A 16,471-nucleotide genomic window follows, 5' to 3' on the forward strand; every position below is an offset into this window, starting at 1 on the left:
AAAGATGTCTTTACACGTTTTTATCGTCTTCCAGCAATTCCCTGGCCTGGTATTCCTGAACCAGATCAATGGCATTGGAAATAACATCACTTAAAGCCGTGATAAATGTTCCTTCTTCTGCCATACCTATTGCATGCTTTAAAGCTTCAATCTCTTTAGGAATAATCTCATAACTAACGTCTCTGCCTGCAGCATTAATCCCATCAATAATCAATCCGTTGATTTCCTCTTCCGTTCTTCCACGAAGATGTTTCTCATTTCGGATGATGATATAATCAAACATTCTTCCGGCAATTTTTCCGCATTCTCTGATATCATTATCTCTTCGGTCTCCGACACCGGATATAATACCGATTTTCTTTGTAGATTCTATGTTTTTCAGATAATCTTCAATGGCTTCGTATCCTGAAGGATTATGGGCAAAGTCGATCAGCACCTTAAAGTTTTTAAACTTAAAGACATTCAGTCTTCCCGGTGTAAGCTGGGCACTTGGAATAAAGGTTCTCAAAGAATTGGAAATATCCTCAATCCCGAATCCGTAAAGGTAACTCGCCAAACTGGCTGCCAATACGTTTTCAATCATAAACCTGGCCTTTCCTTCCATCGTAATCGGGAAGTCTTTGGCTTTTCCTATTCTGATTTTCCAGTCACCTTTTTTGATGGTTACAAAACCTTCCTCATATACACAGGTTATCTTTCCTTCTTTAGCAAATTTTACAATATGAGGATTGTTTTCATCCATACTGAAAATAGCCACATTAGAATCGAGATCACTCACAATCTTCATGGAATATTCATTATCGGCATTCAAAACACTCCAGCCGCTCTTTTTCACGCTATCCAGTACTACACGCTTTACTTTGGTAAGATCCTTCAGACTGTGAATATCATTCATTCCCAAATGATCTTCTTCAATATTGGTCAAAACTCCGATATCACATTGTGAAAAACCAAGTCCGGAACGTAAAATTCCTCCTCTGGCTGTCTCCAGAACGGCAAATTCTACGGTAGGATCTTTTAAGATAAACTCTGCGGAAAGTGGTCCAGTTGTATCTCCTTTTGACAGCATGGTATTTTGAATATAAATTCCGTCCGAAGTCGTAAATCCTACTCTGTACCCATTGCTTTTTACAATGTGAGAAATAAGCCTTGTGGTGGTGGTTTTTCCATTGGTTCCTGTTACCGCAATGATGGGAATGGTAAAAGGTTTTCCCTGAGGATAGAGCATATCAACCACCGGAGCAGCCACATTTCTTGGTAATCCTTCACTTGGGGCAAGATGCATTCTGAACCCTGGTGCAGCATTAACTTCAATAATTGCTCCGCCACTTTCCTTTAAAGGCTGGGTAAGGTTCTCTGCCATCACATCAATACCGCAAACATCCAATCCGATAATTTTAGAAATTCTTTCAGCCATTGTGATATTTTCCGGATGCACCATATCTGTTACATCAATGGAAGTTCCTCCGGTTGAAAGATTGGCCGTTGATTTAAGATAAACCACTTCTCCTCTTTGAGGAATTGTTTCCAAAGTATATTGAAGTTTATCAAGTAATTCTAAAGTGTCTTTATCAACTTCAATTTCGGTAAGAACATTTTCATGGCCATAGCCTCTTCTCGGGTCTTTGTTTTCTTTTTCAATAAGCTGCTGAAGATTCAGTTCTCCGTCTCCCACAACATGGGCTGGAACTCTTCTGGCTGCAGCTACCATTTTATTATTGATCACCAGTACACGGAAATCATATCCTGTGATATATTTCTCAACAATTACTTTTCTGGAATATTTCTGAGCATGTTCAAGACCTATCTTGGCGGCATCCCAGTCGTTGACATTGATAGAAGATCCTTTTCCATGGTTTCCATCCAGAGGTTTAATAACAATGGGATATCCGATTTTTCTGATCACCGCGTTTAAATCTTCTTCATCTACTACCAAATCTCCAATCGGTACGGGAATAGCAGCATCGTGAAGCATTCTTTTGGTTAATTCTTTATTACAGGCAATATCTACCGCAATAGAACTTGTTTTTCCGGTAATTGTTGCCTGAAATCTTTGTTGGTTTACTCCATAACCAAGCTGAACCAATGAGTTTGTTCCCAGTCTTATCCATGGAATTCTTCTGGACGCAGCTTCTTCTACAATACTTCCTGTGGAAGGTCCTAAACGAACGCGTTCCCTGATTTCTTTTAATCTATGGATACAAGCATTCAAATCATAATCTTTGCCTTCAATCAGTGCTTCTGCAATTTTTACAGATTCTTCTGCAGCATAAATTCCTGCATTTTCTTCGATATAATTAAATACTACATTATATACTCCGGGAGTTTTTGTTTCACGGGTTCTTCCAAACCCTACATCCATTCCTGCCAGGGTCTGTATTTCCAAAGCGATATGCTCAATGACATGTCCCATCCAGGTTCCTGTTTCCACTCTATGGAAAAAACCTCCTTCCACTCCTTCCGAGCATCGGTGCGTCATCAATGATGGGATTAATTTTTCAATCCTTTCCCGAAATCCTTCGATTTTATTGGTAGGATAATTCTCCATTTCTTCTAAGTCCAACCTCATCTGTATCAGCTTCTTTCTTCTGATGCTCCAGATGTTAGGACCTCTTAGTGCCTGAATCTTTTCGATTTTCATAGTCTATTGGCATTTTAACAGTTAACAATAACTCCTTTCAAAGCCAAAGATAATGCAAAACCCTAAACGAAACTATACCACATTTAAAGATTCGTTAAAAAAAAATTAATTTTAATTAACATTCTTAAAACATTAAAAATCAACTAAAGATGGCATGAATTTCGCCAAAGAATGTTAATTATTTTTTAATTTTGTACCATGACGAAACCTGTTGGAAAATTAATAGTTATCGGAGGCGCTGTAAACAAAGGAAGTTTTGCTGAAACCGATTATGATCAGAATATCGAAAAGAATCTTAATTTTTTTGAGCGTGGGATCTTAAGAAAGATCATCAACGAATCGAAGCTAAAGGAGAATTCTGTCATTGAAATTGTTACTACCGCTTCTCAAATCCCTCAGATCGTAGGTTCCGAGTACAAAAAAGCATTCGAATTTCTTGGAGCTAAAAATGTAAATGTTCTGGACATCCACAACCGTGAGGAAGCCAATTCTGATGCAATGGTCGCAAGGGCCAACGCTGCCGATGTCATGATGTTCACCGGAGGAGATCAATTGAGACTGACTTCTATTCTTGGTGGAACAAGATTTCATGATACCGTTTTATTAAAATACCAGGAGCAGGATTTTATTTATTCCGGAACTTCTGCGGGTGCAGCGGCAGCTTCTGAAAATATGATCTACCAGGGAAGCAGCTCTGAAGCCTTATTGAAAGGAGAAATCAAAACCACTCAGGGATTGGGTCTGATTGATAATGTTATTATTGATACTCACTTTGTACAGAGGGGAAGAATCGGGCGTCTTTTCCAGGCAGTAGTCAACAATCCGAGAACTCTGGGAATCGGATTGGGTGAAGATACAGGTCTTTTCATTCATAATGATGTAATGACTGCTGTTGGTTCAGGTCTTGTTATTCTGGTAGACGGAAGGTTTATCAAAGATACCAACCTTACCAATATCAACCTTGGAGAGCCTATTTCTATTGATAATTTAACGGTACATGTCATGTCTATGAATGATCATTATGATCTTACGACAAAAACACTGACAATTGAGAATTCGCAGTTTAATCCTATTCCACAGGATAAATAGAACAACAAATACAGCTATACAAACGGGACTTCGGTTCCGTTTTTTTATTTAGCATACATATTTCAAGTTGGGCTAAAGCCAATGGATTTAAAACGTTTATTGTAAGGCGGGCTAAAGCCCGCCCCCATTTGATGTTGATATCCAGATGCATAATAGTTGCTTAACAACAACATCTTTTATCTTTTATCTTTTATCTTTTATCTTTTATTAATTAACTTCGTAAAAGAAATCATTTATCAACCATCATCTTTAATTTTATGAAAGTAATTATCCACGGCGGTTTTTTCTCTGAAAGCGATCAAAGCCATGAAGTAAAAACAGCAAAACAGGAGTCATTAAAACAAATTGCTCAAAAGGCATTCGATTATCTTAAGACACATTCGGCTTTTGATACGGTTGCTTATGCCGTTTCATTACTTGAAGATGATCCTTTATACAATGCAGGAATCGGTTCTCAGATCCAGAGTGATGGTGTTATCCGTATGAGTGCTGCCATTATGAACGGAAATACTCAGAGACTTAGTGGTGTGATTAATATTCAAAATGTACAGAACCCTATTTTTGTGGCTAAAGATCTTATCAATGAAGACGATAGGGTTTTAGGAGGAAATGGTGCTAAAATTTATGCTACGGAAAATGGTTTTGAAAATTTTTCTACAGAAATTCCCCAGAGAAGAAAAGAATACGAAGCCAAACTGGCCAATGGAGGAAAAGGAACTGTAGGCTGTGTAGCGATTGACCGGGAAGGAAAACTAGCTGTTGCCACCTCTACTGGGGGAAAAGGTTTTGAAATCCCCGGGAGAATTTCGGATTCTGCCACTGTGGCTGGAAATTATGCCAATGCTTTTTGTGCAGTAAGCTGTACCGGTGTAGGTGAAGATATTGTCAGTAATGCTACTGCAGCAAAAATTGTAACGAGAGTTACCGATGGAATGAGGCTTCAACAGGCTTTCAGTAAGACATTTGATGAACTTGCAGTCATTGATGGGTTTGCAGGAGCCATCGCAATTGATAAAGAGGGAAATATATATCATCAGGATTCCTATCCTACTATGGTTTTCGCCAGTTTTGATGGTGAAAAACTTGAAGTCTTTTCCTAAATTTAACATTTATTTATAAGTCCATTTATTTTTTTGGCACGTATTTTACATTATTCATAACAACAAATTTTAATATTAATACTTAAAAAAATAGAAATCATGGGAAACAAGACAAAAGGCTTATTAGCTTTACTAGGATTAGGTGCATTAGCTTACTGGAAATATAAGAATTCAAGCCCTGAAGATCAACAAGCGGTAAAAGATAAGATCAATACAGCTAAAGATAATCTTAACAAATGGGGAAATGACCTTAAGAGCAAAGCCAATGATGTTGCTTCCCAGGTTCAGAATAAAGTAGACGAAGTAAAGACAAAAGCTGAGGATTCCCTAAGCTAATCAACACAGAGCAGTTTTTTTAACATTCATATATAGGAAAAAAGTCATCGTAGTAATACTTCGGTGACTTTTTATTGTAATGCAACCCTGAATGTTTTATTTTTTCTGTGCTATAAGCGCATATACAAGAGGTATTTTATTTCCGAACTGCGGTATTCTCCATTTTCCTGTTTCAAATTCTTCTACATGTCTGAAACAAGGATATGGAGACCAGTCAATTTCCCGAAAAACATTCAGTTGTAAATCTTTTTTTATTAAATTATCGAGAACTTCTGCTAAGGAGTGGTTCCACATGACATATTCCTGTACGATAGGTGCAGACTGATCTGCATAAGTACCTTCATAGGTTTCTACAATCGGTTTCTCATTGAAATAATTATAAGCGACTTTTGTAAAGTCGTCATCAAACATCCAGACAACAGGGTGAAATTCTGCCATAATGAATTTACCTTCCGGTTTTAAAAAATGATTGATAATTCCAGCCCATTTTTCAAGATCGGGAAGCCATCCAATTGTACCGTAACTTGTATAAACGATGTCAAACTTATGATCCAGAACATTGGGCAGCTCATATACATCTGAACAGATAAATTCTGTGTCTGTACCGCATTGCTGTGCAAGTTCTCTGGCGGTATCAATCGCTTTATCAGAAAGGTCAATGCCGGTCACATTTGCTCCCATTCTTGACAGGGAAATAGAATCCTGTCCGAAATGGCACTGCAAGTGCAGAATACTTTTTCCTTTTATATCTCCAAGAAGCTCCAGCTCTATGGAGTTCAGCGAAGTCCTGCCTTTTAAGAACTCATCTACAAAGTAAAAATCCGATTTCAGATGAGGTTCTACTTTGGCATTCCATGATTTTTTATTAATTTCTAAATAATTTTCCATTGCTTTAGTTTAAAAATGGGAGTTCCACCCATCAAGTAATTTCATTATTCAACACAATGATTACAATTTCTCCATTAATTTTTTCTTTTGATCCAGAAATTCTTCCTCACTTAGAACTCCGGATTCCTTTAATCTTCCCAATTGTTCCAGCTGATCTAAAATACTAGGTTCGGATTTACTCTGAAAATGTTGTTCCGGACGGGACATGAAATCTCTTACTTTTTCACAGAACAGTTCAGCATGGTACTTTCCTACTCCATCAATTTCTACCACGTCATCAGTCACCTGAATATCTATGGAAGCTAATAAAAATTCTGTTTCATATTGTATGGAGCTTATTTTGCTGTAAGAAAAGTCTTCTACTTTCAATCCGTACATGAACTCCTTATCCACAAAAATCAGTCTTCTGTCTGTGGCTACCAGGATGATATGATGGTTGTTCAGTTTATTTCTGCCTTCTACGAGATAGACAATTCGTTCGTCCGGTGAAAGGATATCCGGTAATTCACGAATTTCTTTCCGGGCAAATATGGTAGGGCTGATATCCAGTTTTTTAAGTTCTTCTTTTATTTCGTCAAGTCTTGATTTTTCACTCATAGCGTTAGTTTTTGGGTCTAAATTACTCTTTATAAGTAATTAAATTTAATTCAATAAAAATATTAGTCTTCTGATGGTATTACAATGGAAGTATGCAAACAGTATAGCTTCCAGCCTAAGGTTTCATACAACGCTTTCCTTCTTCCGTTGCCACTAAAATATTCTTGTAAAAACCTTTGGATAAAGCGATCTTCTCCAGTTCTTTCAATAAAAAACGGGCAAGCCCTTTCCTTTGATGACTTTTTTCGGTAATAATCCTGTCATACACAGCAACATCATCTATAAGAGAGATACGTCCTATAGAAGCCTGCTCACCATTCTCCGCCACAATCGTGATAACAAAGGTTGTATTGTACTCAGAAAATTCCAGATGGTATCCTTCTGCAAGACTTGTATCCGGAAATTCCATTGGATGAAAACAGGTCATCATATATCCCTGCGGTTGCAATTTCCACCTTTCAGGAATTTGATCTGTAATTTGATCAGGGGGAACAGATGCTTTCAGATAAATCCAGGGCTCGGTAATTGAATTGGCAAGCTGAAAAAAATCGTCATTAAGCTCAGGAAATACAAAACGTTCTTTTTGTTTTTCATCTCCTATAACCACATGAAATCCGGATTTATAAGATACAGGAAAAGATGTTTCTCTTGACAGGCACCATCCTTTCAACCAGCTTTCTACAATTTTTGAAGATACTTTATCCTTCATGTTTTGGTGTCAAAAATTTTATTTTAGTTGCTCCAATAATTTCTTTTTTTGCTCTGTAAATTCTGCATCGGTTAAGATTCCATTTTCTCTCAGTTTTCCTAACTTTTCAAGCTGATTAAAAATTTCTTCTGATGAAACTGAAACACTTCTCTTTGCAGAGCCGATTTGTTTTGAAGATTGTTCCTGTGGATTATTATAAATGTTTTTTATTGTATCATAGAACTTCTCAGCATCTTCCTTATCCATATAGCATTCAAACTCAACTGTTCTTTCTTCCAGATGCAGCTTAATAATGGGAGATCGAGGATGGGTTACAAAGCTCAACAACTTTATGGTTTCATTAGGGTAAATATTGATTTTTGCTGCACCAAACATGCCTTTTGATACAGAAATCATCCTATTGGGCGTTGCTACCAATACTCCGGCATCCAGTGTATTGACAAACTGAGCATCTGTAATCGCAATGATCTGTTCTTCTTCAGAGATAAGATAAGGAAGTTCCTTGATTTCTCCTTTGGTAAAGACGGAGAGATTAGCATGAAGCCTTTCCAGTTCATTCTTTATTTTTTGGTGTCTTCGCTTATAAACCTCTTTTGAGATTTGATGAGAACCGGAATCTATGGCTGCAGGAAGAGTCTTTCCTACCGTCATGACTGTCTGAGTTGCTTCAGTGTCTTCTGTATTCAGCATATTATTGATATCGTCAATGCTGAATGCATTAAGATTATAAAGCAACTCATCATTGATATCGCTTATTTTATTTAAACATTTATTGCATAAAACATTACCGTCTGAAAGCTTATTGGCTCCCAAAAGCGTATCCATGGATGTTAACTCTGTAGTACACAATGCACAATTATTGTTCATTTCTTCTTCTTTTATAATTTATCAAGCAGTTTTTTCTTTTGTTCTGCAAATTCCTCATCAGTTAGAACTCCAACCTCTCTAAGTTTCCCCAATTTTTCCAGCTGCTCAAAAATTGCATCTGAATCAACCTGATCCTTAGAATAGACATTTTCCTGCACCAGATCAGGAATCTTTTGAGTAAATGCTTGAAATGGACTTGAATTTTGCATGAATTCGTTTTCAGTATAAGTGGTACTTCTGCTTTGAACACTGGAAAATGCTCGTCCGTCATTTTTATTATGCAGCTTAAACTCCGCTGAACCTCGGTAAGTATTGATTTTAAGTATTGAGTATAAAAGGTTTTCATCAAGATCAATGGAAGAGACATCCTGAATGAGAAATTCGTTTTTTACAACGCCACCCAGAAATTTTTTATCGATGAAAGCAACTCTCTTTTGAGTTGAAAATATAATTCCTTCTCTGTTGCTCTGAACGTCTATGCCTTCTGCGATAGCCAATAATTTTTCATCTCTGTCCAATACATTAGCCAATTCATTCACTTCTTCGTTAGCAAAAACGCTCAATCTTGCATTAAGGCCAACGATCTGATCTTTTATTTCATCCAGTCTGGTAGGTGCATCATATTGGTAACGGCTGTTAGCCATAGATTGAGATCCCGAATTCTGGCTGGCATCAATTTTACTTTTCAGAATCATTCCTGTAATTTCTGCAAAATAGAATTGGTCAAGATTATTGATAAGGTCTCTATTGATGGTAATGGCTTTAGTAAAACATTCTGCACACAAATAACCGCCATCAGCAAGTTTATTTTTGTCTACAGACATGTCGGTAGGCGTCAGCGGTGTTCCACACAATGCACAAATAATAGTCATCTGGTTTTTATGTTTAAAAGTTTTTATGAATACAGAGCATCATTTTTTACCCTGTCTTAACGTCGACTCCAAATTACAAATTCTGAACCGATTGTAAAGATCAAAAGTATTTAAATCTTAGCATCCATCAAACAAAACAACCACAAAATTACTTTTGCGGTTGTTTTATTTTTTATAGATGTATCGTATTATTCTCCTAAAAACTCTTCTAAAGAAACCGTTTTCTGTATTCCGGCTTCAATATCTTTAAAAGTAACGGTATTATTTTTAATTTCTTCTTCACCCAGGAAAACCAGATTCTTTATGCCTTTCTTTTCTGCATAGGTAAACTGCTTGTTGATCTTTGCATTTTCAGGGTATAGTTCTGCAGAAATCCCTTTAGCTCTTAGCTTCATGATCAGCTTTAATGCATCCGTGATTCCTTCACCTCCAAAGTTAGCAAACAGATATTCTATTTTGGCTGATGCTTCTTCAGGGAAAAGGTTCAATTCTTCCATTACCAGATAAATTCTGTCTAATCCGAATGAAATTCCAATTCCAGGAATATTTTTCACTCCAAAAACTTCAGTAAGGTTATCATATCTACCGCCGCCTCCGATGGATCCCATAGCAACTTCATCTGCTTTCACTTCGAAGATCGCTCCGGTGTAATAGTCCAGGCCTCTTGCCAAGGTAATATTGAAGACCAGGTTTTGAATATCAACACCAAGGTTCAGAGATTGTGTAAGAACAAATTCAAGTTCTTCCACTCCTTTTAGTCCGATTTCGTTCCCTGCAAATTTTTCTTTTAACTGAAGAAGATTCTCCAATGCATCATCCGACTGGCTGAACAGGAAATCCAGCTTATCAATAGATTCCTGAGAAATTTCTCTTTCCAACAGTTCTTTTACAACTCCATCTTTCCCAATTTTATCCAGTTTATCAAGAGCAACAGTAAAATCAATCAGTTTATCTGTGATTCCTGCATATTCTGCCAATCCGGAAAGAATCTTTCTGTTGTTCATATGAATGGTTACAGGAACTTTCAGATCTGCAAAAGATTTCAGATATAACTGAACCAGCTCCACTTCCTGTAATAAACTCTCACTTCCTACAACATCAGCATCACACTGATAAAACTCTCTAAATCTTCCTTTCTGAGGTCTGTCTGCTCTCCAAACCGGCTGGATCTGAGAACGTTTGAAGGGAAATGTCAGTTTACCATGATTCATTGCTACGAATCTTGCAAAAGGTACAGTAAGGTCATAACGAAGGGCTTTATCTGTAAGACTTTCCGCACTGAAAGGTTTGTCTAATGCTTTCTGAAAGTCATGAAGCATCTGATTCTTTTTCTCTTCTTTTGCTTCATTGATACTTGAATTTAAAATTTTAAAAATCAAGCGGTCACCTTCTTCTCCGTATTTTCCTGTCAATGTAGAAAGGTTTTCAAAACTAGGTGTTTCCAAAGGCTGAAACCCGAATAATTCAAAATTATTCTGTAAAATATTGATGATATATTTTCTTCTGGAAACTTCCTGTGCCGTAAAATCTCTCGTCCCTTTTGCTAAACTTGGCTTCATTTGTTGTATGTCATTTTGATAAATGCAAAAGTAAGGAATTGAAAGGAATTTTTCATAGTATAAAAAGCTGAAGAAGGACTTCCCTCAGCTTTTCCTTTAATACTATCAATTATTCCAAAAAATCATACGCTTTCCAGGATTTCAAGGATCTCTTCACCATAGTTTTCAATCTTATGCTTTCCGAACCCTTTGATCTCGAGCAATTCTTCTTTCTTAGCAGGCTTATACTTGGCTACAGATATCAGTTCTTTGTTGCTCGCGATGAAGTAAGTGGGCAGGTTCTGTTCTCTGGCTTTTTCCGATCTCCAGAATTTCAGAGCATCCAGAATTTTTTCTTCATCGATATTCAAAAGATCAGTATCTGCAGAATATTTTACTGCCTTTGGTTCTTTTACTGTACTTTTTATGGGCTTTAATTCCTCAAAATACAATATGACAGACCAATAACGTTCTTCGTTCACAAAAGCTGTTTCTACTTTCATAATCTCATTGGCGTCCAGGAAATCATCCAGCATTTTCTGATCTTTGTAGAGAAATTCTTCCGGAAGCCTGATTTTAAAAACTTTTACTTTCATCATTTGTGTTTTTAGAATTATTTACCTCCTAATAAAAGAATCTCGTCTACCCGAATTTCTGTGATATACCGTTTAACCCCATCTTTATCATCATAGGATCTGTAGGTGATTTTGCCTTCTATGGCAATTTCTTTTCCTTTCGATACATACTTTTCAAAGATTTCTGCTGTTTTCCCAAAGGCAATCAGATTGTGCCATTGTGTTTCTTCTACTTTTTCTCCTTTCGCATTCGTGTAGTGATCGCTGGTAGCTAAAGATACACTTGCTTTTACGTTTCCATTATCGAAGTTTACCATTTCAACTTCTTTACCTGTGTAACCAATTAATGTTACTTTGTTTCTTAGTGACATAACTTTTAGATTTTAAAGATTAATAAATTCAGATAAGAGACGTTCACTGTTTTTCTCAAATCTCTGTTGCAAAGATTGCTATGGTTTCTATTCACAGTCGGTTATAAACCATTTAAATCCATTTGTAGTCGTTTGTAAACGGATAAGGAAATAAATAGAATTCTATATGAAACAATATTTCTCAAGCTTAAAAAGCAATAATCTTCACTTTTAAAGTAAAAATTAAACAATGAAAAGCCTTATACTAAAATAAAATTCTTCTTTTAAAAACATTGAAAAATAGATGTATGACAAGGATTTTTTTTCTTTTTAATTTAATTTTTTTTTGCAAATTTGTAAAAATGTCTGATATGCAAAAAGAAAAACTCCGTACAGTAAGAAAGATGAAAGGTTTCACTCAACAGCAAATGGCTGAGGTGATTCCCACTGATGTTTCCAATTATAGCAGAAAAGAAAGCGGTACTGTATCTATAACACAGACAGAATGGAATAAGCTTGCTCAATTTTTAGAGGTTCCTGTAGAAGAAATCTACGAAGACGATGATGCTAAAATTGTTATTGAAAATCCTGTTTTTAATGACAGCCCTGGTTCGAATGTTGGTAATACTGGTTTTTCAGCCAATAATATGGGATATATCACAAATGAATTAAGCATAGAAATCATCAAGACGATGCAGGAATATATTGGTCTGCTGAAAGAGGAAATTGAAAGATTAAAAAAATAAAAAGCATCAAAACAAAATTTGAAAGATTAAATAAATTCTTTTAATAAAAAAAACATCTTTTAGAGATGTTTTTTTAGTATATGCTTAATTCGATGGGATTGTAATTTTTTGCTCTATTTTCTGCTTTTTTAAGGAGAGAGCGACGCTCTTCAGTATCTTCAATGAATTTGTTATAAAGAGTGGGATCGGTTAATTCTTTTCGTTGATAATCAAATATTTTTTCTTTCTTCACTGGTTTAGCATTAGGATGCAAATTAGCAGAACTACAATAATATTTTCTTTTTCTAAAATTATACATTGTAAAATGATAATCATCTTTTTCATCAAACACTTCCAAAATCAACCCTGGTAATTTACTAAACTTGTATGGACCAAAAGGAAAAGGTATTTCTTTTGTAAAATACGCAATCCAGGTTCTACCATATTTTTTTGTTATAGCTTTTTGGCATCTATACTTCCCAATTGTTTTAAATTCATTTGTAAGTTGCCAATTGATATTATTTGTTTCTTCGTATTTAAAGTATTCATTAGATGTTTTAAAAGTTACATAAATCTTTCCTGTTGTTGTTCCTAGATTTTCCGGAAAGTCGGAAATATATTTCATTTGCTCGTCAATCGGACTATTTTCATGAAGTTTTTTTTCTAAACGCAGTGAGTCTCCAATATATTGATTAATATTTTTATAGTAAGATTCTTTTTCGTTCATCAAAAGAGCAAACGCGGCATCCTGGATAATAGCATTTTTGGTTTGATTTTTATAAACTAATTTGTAATCAGCTTCATATACAACATTAAACCCTCTTTGAGATTTAATAATGATTATAAAGAAAAAGAAAAATAGACTGTAGTAAATTTTCATAGTTTAAATAGTACAAGCAAAGCATAAATAATGCCTTGCTTGAAATTTTGAATTAGAGTAATTAATGAATATAAAGAGTTATTCCTTTGGGCTTAGTACCACATTCATTATAATTAACAAATTGTAAAAAGTTGGTTATTTGCTCCATTGTATATCCTTCTGTCTGCGTAACATTTACAACAGTACCGCAAGATGTTCTAAAAGGGAAAGCAGATACCACACCAGCTAATAAAATAACACCTAATAAAATTGTTTTTTTCATATTTGTTTTTTTAATGATTAGTAATAAATTTAAAATAAACACTTTAAATTTATTAAATAAATCAAAAGTAGTGTGAATTATTTTATTATGTTAAATTATTGAAAAACAATATTTTAAACAACAAAATCGTATATATAAAAAAAATTACAGCTTTAAATAATATCTGTAAAATATAATTTTCATTATAATGATATCAGAGTATAAATTATAAATTTTGAGAAAATAAATAAATTATTGAGACAGCATATATAAATCGGAAAATATTCAAAATTAAAGCAGAATATTTTCCACTTTTATCTAGATTGAAATAAAAAAAGACACTCAACAAAATTGTTGAGCGCCTCCTACTTAATCATGCAACTAAAAATAAAATTGAAACTTATATTTTTTCACATTCAATAATGCTTTTTGCCTCCTTAATAATGAGATTAATCTTTAGCTTGAGAAATCCTGGTTATACTATTGATAGTGGCATCCAATGAAGTATCAGATTTTATTTTAATAAGATATCCGCTACCAATAGATAAAGGATCGGCAACACTCACAAGATAAAAAACAAGATCTCCTGAGGTTACCCCATTAGGAGCTACCGCGGTCTGATCTATGGAGAATGTTGAAGGAGGAACAGGATTTGAAAGATTCACTGTTACAAAGGCCACAGAACCATTATTCTTATTGGCATAACTTACAATAACCCTCCACATATGAACTTGCCCGGCAATAGGGTTTTCCAGAAATCGTCCCGTTGCCGGATCATATATATCTCCAGGCACCGGATTGATAATATTTTCAGGCCATGTGGTGGTAGGTGGTGCTGCAAAGTCTGTCACAATGTTCATCGGTGTCTGATAAACAATATTCTGATACGTCATCAAAGGAACTCCTCCTGAAGATTTGAATGCAAAGAAAGGCTTTACACCTGCTCCACTATTTAATTTAACGACTCCCTCGTTGGCTGTTGTTAATGTTACTGAAGAAATTACGGTACTCCATTGGGTTCCATTATAATATCTTAAAGTTTTATTGGTGGAATCATAGATGATCATTCCCGCAGTGGGTGTAGTTACATTAGCTGGAGGATTGGCATTTCTGGAGAGTACAACTGCTGAATTAGCTGAGGTAACGTCTAGAACTCCTTGTGGAGACGTTGTATTAATCCCTACCTGTCCAAAAATAAAAGGACAAAACAGAAAACTGAGTAATAAATTAGATTTTTTCATGGTTTGTTTTTTTGAATGTTGATATCAAAATTACAAAAAAACACAATACTGTGAAATAAAAATCAATTTATTTACATGAAAATAAGACAGTTATATTCAACAATATAACTTTATGAGTAATAATTTCTTTTAAAATACCGATGAATATTATATTTTTCAAAACACAGAAAATTAAACAAACATAGACGTCGTGTTCTAAAAATTCATTTAGTTAATGAACCATCCCTTTTCTGTAAAATATATTGTAATACTGATTGGCATTTTCCCAATTATCCATTTACAAACGGATAATTCCTTATCTTTGTGAAAATTCATCTATGAAAAGGAACATCAATATTTTTGAGTTTCCTCTCAATTTGGGACTTACCAAAAAGGAATATGAGACAGAACCCGGAGTTCGGAAGCTTCCGGAATGGCTCAGAAAATTTGGTTTTCATAGCAGAATTAATCCTGCCAACGTTTTCAGACTGAAAGCTCCTGAATATTCTATGGACTTTGATGAGGAATCAAAAGTCAGAAATGCAGTTCAGATTATCGAATATGCTAAACAACAGGCCGATTGTATTCTCCGGAATTACGAAAAGAATTCATTCAATATTATTCTTGGAGGCGATTGCAGCATTCTTATAGGAAACGCAATGGCTCTGAAAAAAGTGGGAGATTTCGGGCTTTTTTATCTTGACGGGCACACAGACTTCATCCCCCCCGAACTTTCTGAAACGGGAGGGGCGGCAGGAATGGATCTCGCCATCATTACCGGTACCGGACATGAAAAACTAACTGATATTGATGGTTTAAAACCTTATCTGTCAGAAGAAAATATCTTTTGCTGTGGGAATGCAGAAATTGATGATGAACAATATGTTGACCAGATTACCAACTCCGAGATTCATTATTTTGATTTATACCGTCTGAGACAAAATGGTTTCGGAAAAACGGCTGAAGACTTTTTGAAAATGGTGAATGATAAAGGGTTAGACGGGTTTTTCATTCATTTTGATGTAGATATTCTGAAAGATGAATTCATGCCCGCCGTAGACAGCAGGATGGAAGACGGAATCAGTTATGAGGATCTCAGGGAAATGCTGGAACCTTTGTTCGCAAACCCTTTGTGCTTTGGAATAGAGATTACCATTTTAGATCCTGATTATGATAAAAACGGAATATACACCCGTCCATTTGTAGATAACTTAATTCAAATTATAAAAAATAAAGAAGAGTAAATGAAGAAGACAATCAAAAGAACATTCAGGGTTTCAAAATATGTGATCTATAAGGAGACGCTTGTTGATTACAAGGAACATTTCTGGTCATTTTTAGGCGCATTTTTTGGGATTGGGATTATTGCATTTATCCAGTCTCACTCACTTACAGAAACTGAAAACATATTTCTGATCGGTTCTTTTGGAGCATCAAGTGTTCTTATTTATGGAGCAATACAGAGTCCTCTGGCACAACCAAGAAATCTTATCGGCGGACATGTTCTGTCGGCATTGGTAGGTGTTACTGTTTATCAGTTTGTTCCGGATATCATCTGGCTTTCGGCACCTTTGGCAGTATCATTTTCTATAGTATTGATGCAGTATACAAAAACTTTGCATCCACCGGGTGGAGCTACAGCTCTGATTGCAGTAAGTTCTACAGGTAAAATTCCGGAATTGGGATACTGGTATGTTCTCTCCCCTGTTCTTTCCGGATGCATTATTCTTTTGATTGTTGCATTATTTTTTAATAATATTACACCCAACAGAAGCTATCCTACCCACAGCATGTTCAAAAGGCTGCTGAAAAAAAGACACAACCATCACTTAAAATAAAAATC

Annotated in this window: 18 protein-coding genes; 6 read left to right on the forward strand and 12 right to left on the reverse strand. The window is 35.4% G+C overall.

Annotated features, from left to right (window positions below; translation table 11 throughout):
- Positions 1-10: 10 nt before the first annotated feature.
- Entirely contained in the window at positions 11-2,641 is a 2,631-nt protein-coding gene (cphA, locus tag DEU39_RS06870; protein WP_120231389.1) for a cyanophycin synthetase, read from the reverse strand.
- A gap of 198 nt (positions 2,642-2,839) precedes the next feature.
- Here cphA and DEU39_RS06875 point away from each other — a divergent pair, with 198 nt between their 5' ends.
- From DEU39_RS06875 to DEU39_RS06885, 3 genes are all read left to right on the forward strand, one after another.
- Positions 2,840-3,730, forward strand: a complete 891-nt coding sequence (locus tag DEU39_RS06875; protein ID WP_034695508.1) for a cyanophycinase — start codon at positions 2,840-2,842, stop codon at positions 3,728-3,730.
- A gap of 257 nt (positions 3,731-3,987) precedes the next feature.
- On the forward strand, positions 3,988-4,830 hold the full coding sequence (locus DEU39_RS06880; protein ID WP_120231390.1) for an isoaspartyl peptidase/L-asparaginase: 843 nt from the start codon (positions 3,988-3,990) through the stop codon (positions 4,828-4,830).
- 99 nt (positions 4,831-4,929) lie between these two features.
- Positions 4,930-5,166: a YtxH domain-containing protein gene (locus DEU39_RS06885; protein ID WP_034695510.1), complete on the forward strand. Its 237-nt coding sequence runs from the start codon at positions 4,930-4,932 to the stop codon at positions 5,164-5,166.
- 96 nt (positions 5,167-5,262) lie between these two features.
- Here DEU39_RS06885 and DEU39_RS06890 read toward each other — a convergent pair whose 3' ends face one another.
- The 8 genes from DEU39_RS06890 to DEU39_RS06925 all read right to left on the reverse strand — a co-directional run bounded on the left by DEU39_RS06890 (position 5,263) and on the right by DEU39_RS06925 (position 11,583).
- Complete coding sequence (locus tag DEU39_RS06890) at positions 5,263-6,054, reverse strand: class I SAM-dependent methyltransferase (RefSeq protein WP_120231391.1); 792 nt, start codon at positions 6,052-6,054, stop codon at positions 5,263-5,265.
- Between the two features lie 60 nt (positions 6,055-6,114).
- Entirely contained in the window at positions 6,115-6,651 is a 537-nt protein-coding gene (locus DEU39_RS06895; protein WP_120232212.1) for a PH domain-containing protein, read from the reverse strand.
- Positions 6,652-6,766: 115 nt separating this feature from the next.
- On the reverse strand, positions 6,767-7,360 hold the full coding sequence (locus DEU39_RS06900; protein WP_228436681.1) for a GNAT family N-acetyltransferase: 594 nt from the start codon (positions 7,358-7,360) through the stop codon (positions 6,767-6,769).
- 18 nt (positions 7,361-7,378) lie between these two features.
- Entirely contained in the window at positions 7,379-8,227 is an 849-nt protein-coding gene (locus tag DEU39_RS06905; RefSeq protein ID WP_120231392.1) for a PH domain-containing protein, read from the reverse strand.
- A gap of 11 nt (positions 8,228-8,238) precedes the next feature.
- Positions 8,239-9,099, reverse strand: a complete 861-nt coding sequence (locus tag DEU39_RS06910; protein ID WP_120232213.1) for an SHOCT domain-containing protein — start codon at positions 9,097-9,099, stop codon at positions 8,239-8,241.
- A 188-nt stretch (positions 9,100-9,287) separates the two neighbouring features.
- Positions 9,288-10,658 carry a histidine--tRNA ligase gene (hisS, locus tag DEU39_RS06915; protein ID WP_120231393.1) on the reverse strand — a complete coding sequence of 457 codons (1,371 nt, stop codon included), beginning with the start codon at positions 10,656-10,658 and terminating at the stop codon, positions 9,288-9,290.
- 122 nt (positions 10,659-10,780) lie between these two features.
- Positions 10,781-11,236, reverse strand: coding sequence for an HRDC domain-containing protein (locus DEU39_RS06920; protein WP_228436683.1), 456 nt, complete (start codon positions 11,234-11,236; stop codon positions 10,781-10,783).
- Positions 11,237-11,250: 14 nt separating this feature from the next.
- Positions 11,251-11,583 carry a single-stranded DNA-binding protein gene (locus tag DEU39_RS06925; protein ID WP_047429680.1) on the reverse strand — a complete coding sequence of 111 codons (333 nt, stop codon included), beginning with the start codon at positions 11,581-11,583 and terminating at the stop codon, positions 11,251-11,253.
- A 350-nt stretch (positions 11,584-11,933) separates the two neighbouring features.
- On the opposite strand from DEU39_RS06925, the gene DEU39_RS06930 reads away from it, so the two are divergent.
- Positions 11,934-12,308 carry a helix-turn-helix domain-containing protein gene (locus DEU39_RS06930; RefSeq protein ID WP_228432521.1) on the forward strand — a complete coding sequence of 125 codons (375 nt, stop codon included), beginning with the start codon at positions 11,934-11,936 and terminating at the stop codon, positions 12,306-12,308.
- A 73-nt stretch (positions 12,309-12,381) separates the two neighbouring features.
- On the opposite strand, the gene DEU39_RS06935 is transcribed toward DEU39_RS06930, so the two are convergent.
- From DEU39_RS06935 to DEU39_RS06945, 3 genes are all read right to left on the reverse strand, one after another.
- On the reverse strand, positions 12,382-13,167 hold the full coding sequence (locus tag DEU39_RS06935; protein WP_120231395.1) for a GLPGLI family protein: 786 nt from the start codon (positions 13,165-13,167) through the stop codon (positions 12,382-12,384).
- Between the two features lie 61 nt (positions 13,168-13,228).
- The gene (locus DEU39_RS06940) at positions 13,229-13,429 is read right to left on the reverse strand and encodes a hypothetical protein (RefSeq protein WP_120231396.1); all 201 of its coding nucleotides are present in this window, start codon (positions 13,427-13,429) and stop codon (positions 13,229-13,231) included.
- 428 nt (positions 13,430-13,857) lie between these two features.
- Entirely contained in the window at positions 13,858-14,649 is a 792-nt protein-coding gene (locus tag DEU39_RS06945; protein ID WP_062675087.1) for a hypothetical protein, read from the reverse strand.
- A 317-nt stretch (positions 14,650-14,966) separates the two neighbouring features.
- Between DEU39_RS06945 and DEU39_RS06950 the strand changes: the two genes are divergently transcribed.
- Positions 14,967-15,872 carry an arginase family protein gene (locus DEU39_RS06950; protein WP_120231397.1) on the forward strand — a complete coding sequence of 302 codons (906 nt, stop codon included), beginning with the start codon at positions 14,967-14,969 and terminating at the stop codon, positions 15,870-15,872.
- Positions 15,873-16,466 carry an HPP family protein gene (locus DEU39_RS06955; RefSeq protein WP_062675089.1) on the forward strand — a complete coding sequence of 198 codons (594 nt, stop codon included), beginning with the start codon at positions 15,873-15,875 and terminating at the stop codon, positions 16,464-16,466.
- Positions 16,467-16,471: the final 5 nt, after the last annotated feature.

The sequence above is a fragment of the Chryseobacterium sp. AG363 genome (assembly GCF_003610675.1).
In the GTDB taxonomy this organism is placed as follows: domain Bacteria; phylum Bacteroidota; class Bacteroidia; order Flavobacteriales; family Weeksellaceae; genus Chryseobacterium; species Chryseobacterium cucumeris.

What these genes read in the sequence shown, in the direction of transcription:
- cphA (WP_120231389.1), bottom strand. Translation starts at nt 2,641, where the DNA reads ATGAAAATCGAAAAGATTCAGGCACTAAGAGGTCCTAACATCTGGAGC.
- DEU39_RS06875 (WP_034695508.1), top strand. Translation starts at nt 2,840, where the DNA reads ATGACGAAACCTGTTGGAAAATTAATAGTTATCGGAGGCGCTGTAAAC.
- DEU39_RS06880 (WP_120231390.1), top strand. Translation starts at nt 3,988, where the DNA reads ATGAAAGTAATTATCCACGGCGGTTTTTTCTCTGAAAGCGATCAAAGC.
- DEU39_RS06885 (WP_034695510.1), top strand. Translation starts at nt 4,930, where the DNA reads ATGGGAAACAAGACAAAAGGCTTATTAGCTTTACTAGGATTAGGTGCA.
- DEU39_RS06890 (WP_120231391.1), bottom strand. Translation starts at nt 6,054, where the DNA reads ATGGAAAATTATTTAGAAATTAATAAAAAATCATGGAATGCCAAAGTA.
- DEU39_RS06895 (WP_120232212.1), bottom strand. Translation starts at nt 6,651, where the DNA reads ATGAGTGAAAAATCAAGACTTGACGAAATAAAAGAAGAACTTAAAAAA.
- DEU39_RS06900 (WP_228436681.1), bottom strand. Translation starts at nt 7,360, where the DNA reads ATGAAGGATAAAGTATCTTCAAAAATTGTAGAAAGCTGGTTGAAAGGA.
- DEU39_RS06905 (WP_120231392.1), bottom strand. Translation starts at nt 8,227, where the DNA reads ATGAACAATAATTGTGCATTGTGTACTACAGAGTTAACATCCATGGAT.
- DEU39_RS06910 (WP_120232213.1), bottom strand. Translation starts at nt 9,099, where the DNA reads ATGACTATTATTTGTGCATTGTGTGGAACACCGCTGACGCCTACCGAC.
- hisS (WP_120231393.1), bottom strand. Translation starts at nt 10,658, where the DNA reads ATGAAGCCAAGTTTAGCAAAAGGGACGAGAGATTTTACGGCACAGGAA.
- DEU39_RS06920 (WP_228436683.1), bottom strand. Translation starts at nt 11,236, where the DNA reads ATGATGAAAGTAAAAGTTTTTAAAATCAGGCTTCCGGAAGAATTTCTC.
- DEU39_RS06925 (WP_047429680.1), bottom strand. Translation starts at nt 11,583, where the DNA reads ATGTCACTAAGAAACAAAGTAACATTAATTGGTTACACAGGTAAAGAA.
- DEU39_RS06930 (WP_228432521.1), top strand. Translation starts at nt 11,934, where the DNA reads ATGCAAAAAGAAAAACTCCGTACAGTAAGAAAGATGAAAGGTTTCACT.
- DEU39_RS06935 (WP_120231395.1), bottom strand. Translation starts at nt 13,167, where the DNA reads ATGAAAATTTACTACAGTCTATTTTTCTTTTTCTTTATAATCATTATT.
- DEU39_RS06940 (WP_120231396.1), bottom strand. Translation starts at nt 13,429, where the DNA reads ATGAAAAAAACAATTTTATTAGGTGTTATTTTATTAGCTGGTGTGGTA.
- DEU39_RS06945 (WP_062675087.1), bottom strand. Translation starts at nt 14,649, where the DNA reads ATGAAAAAATCTAATTTATTACTCAGTTTTCTGTTTTGTCCTTTTATT.
- DEU39_RS06950 (WP_120231397.1), top strand. Translation starts at nt 14,967, where the DNA reads ATGAAAAGGAACATCAATATTTTTGAGTTTCCTCTCAATTTGGGACTT.
- DEU39_RS06955 (WP_062675089.1), top strand. Translation starts at nt 15,873, where the DNA reads ATGAAGAAGACAATCAAAAGAACATTCAGGGTTTCAAAATATGTGATC.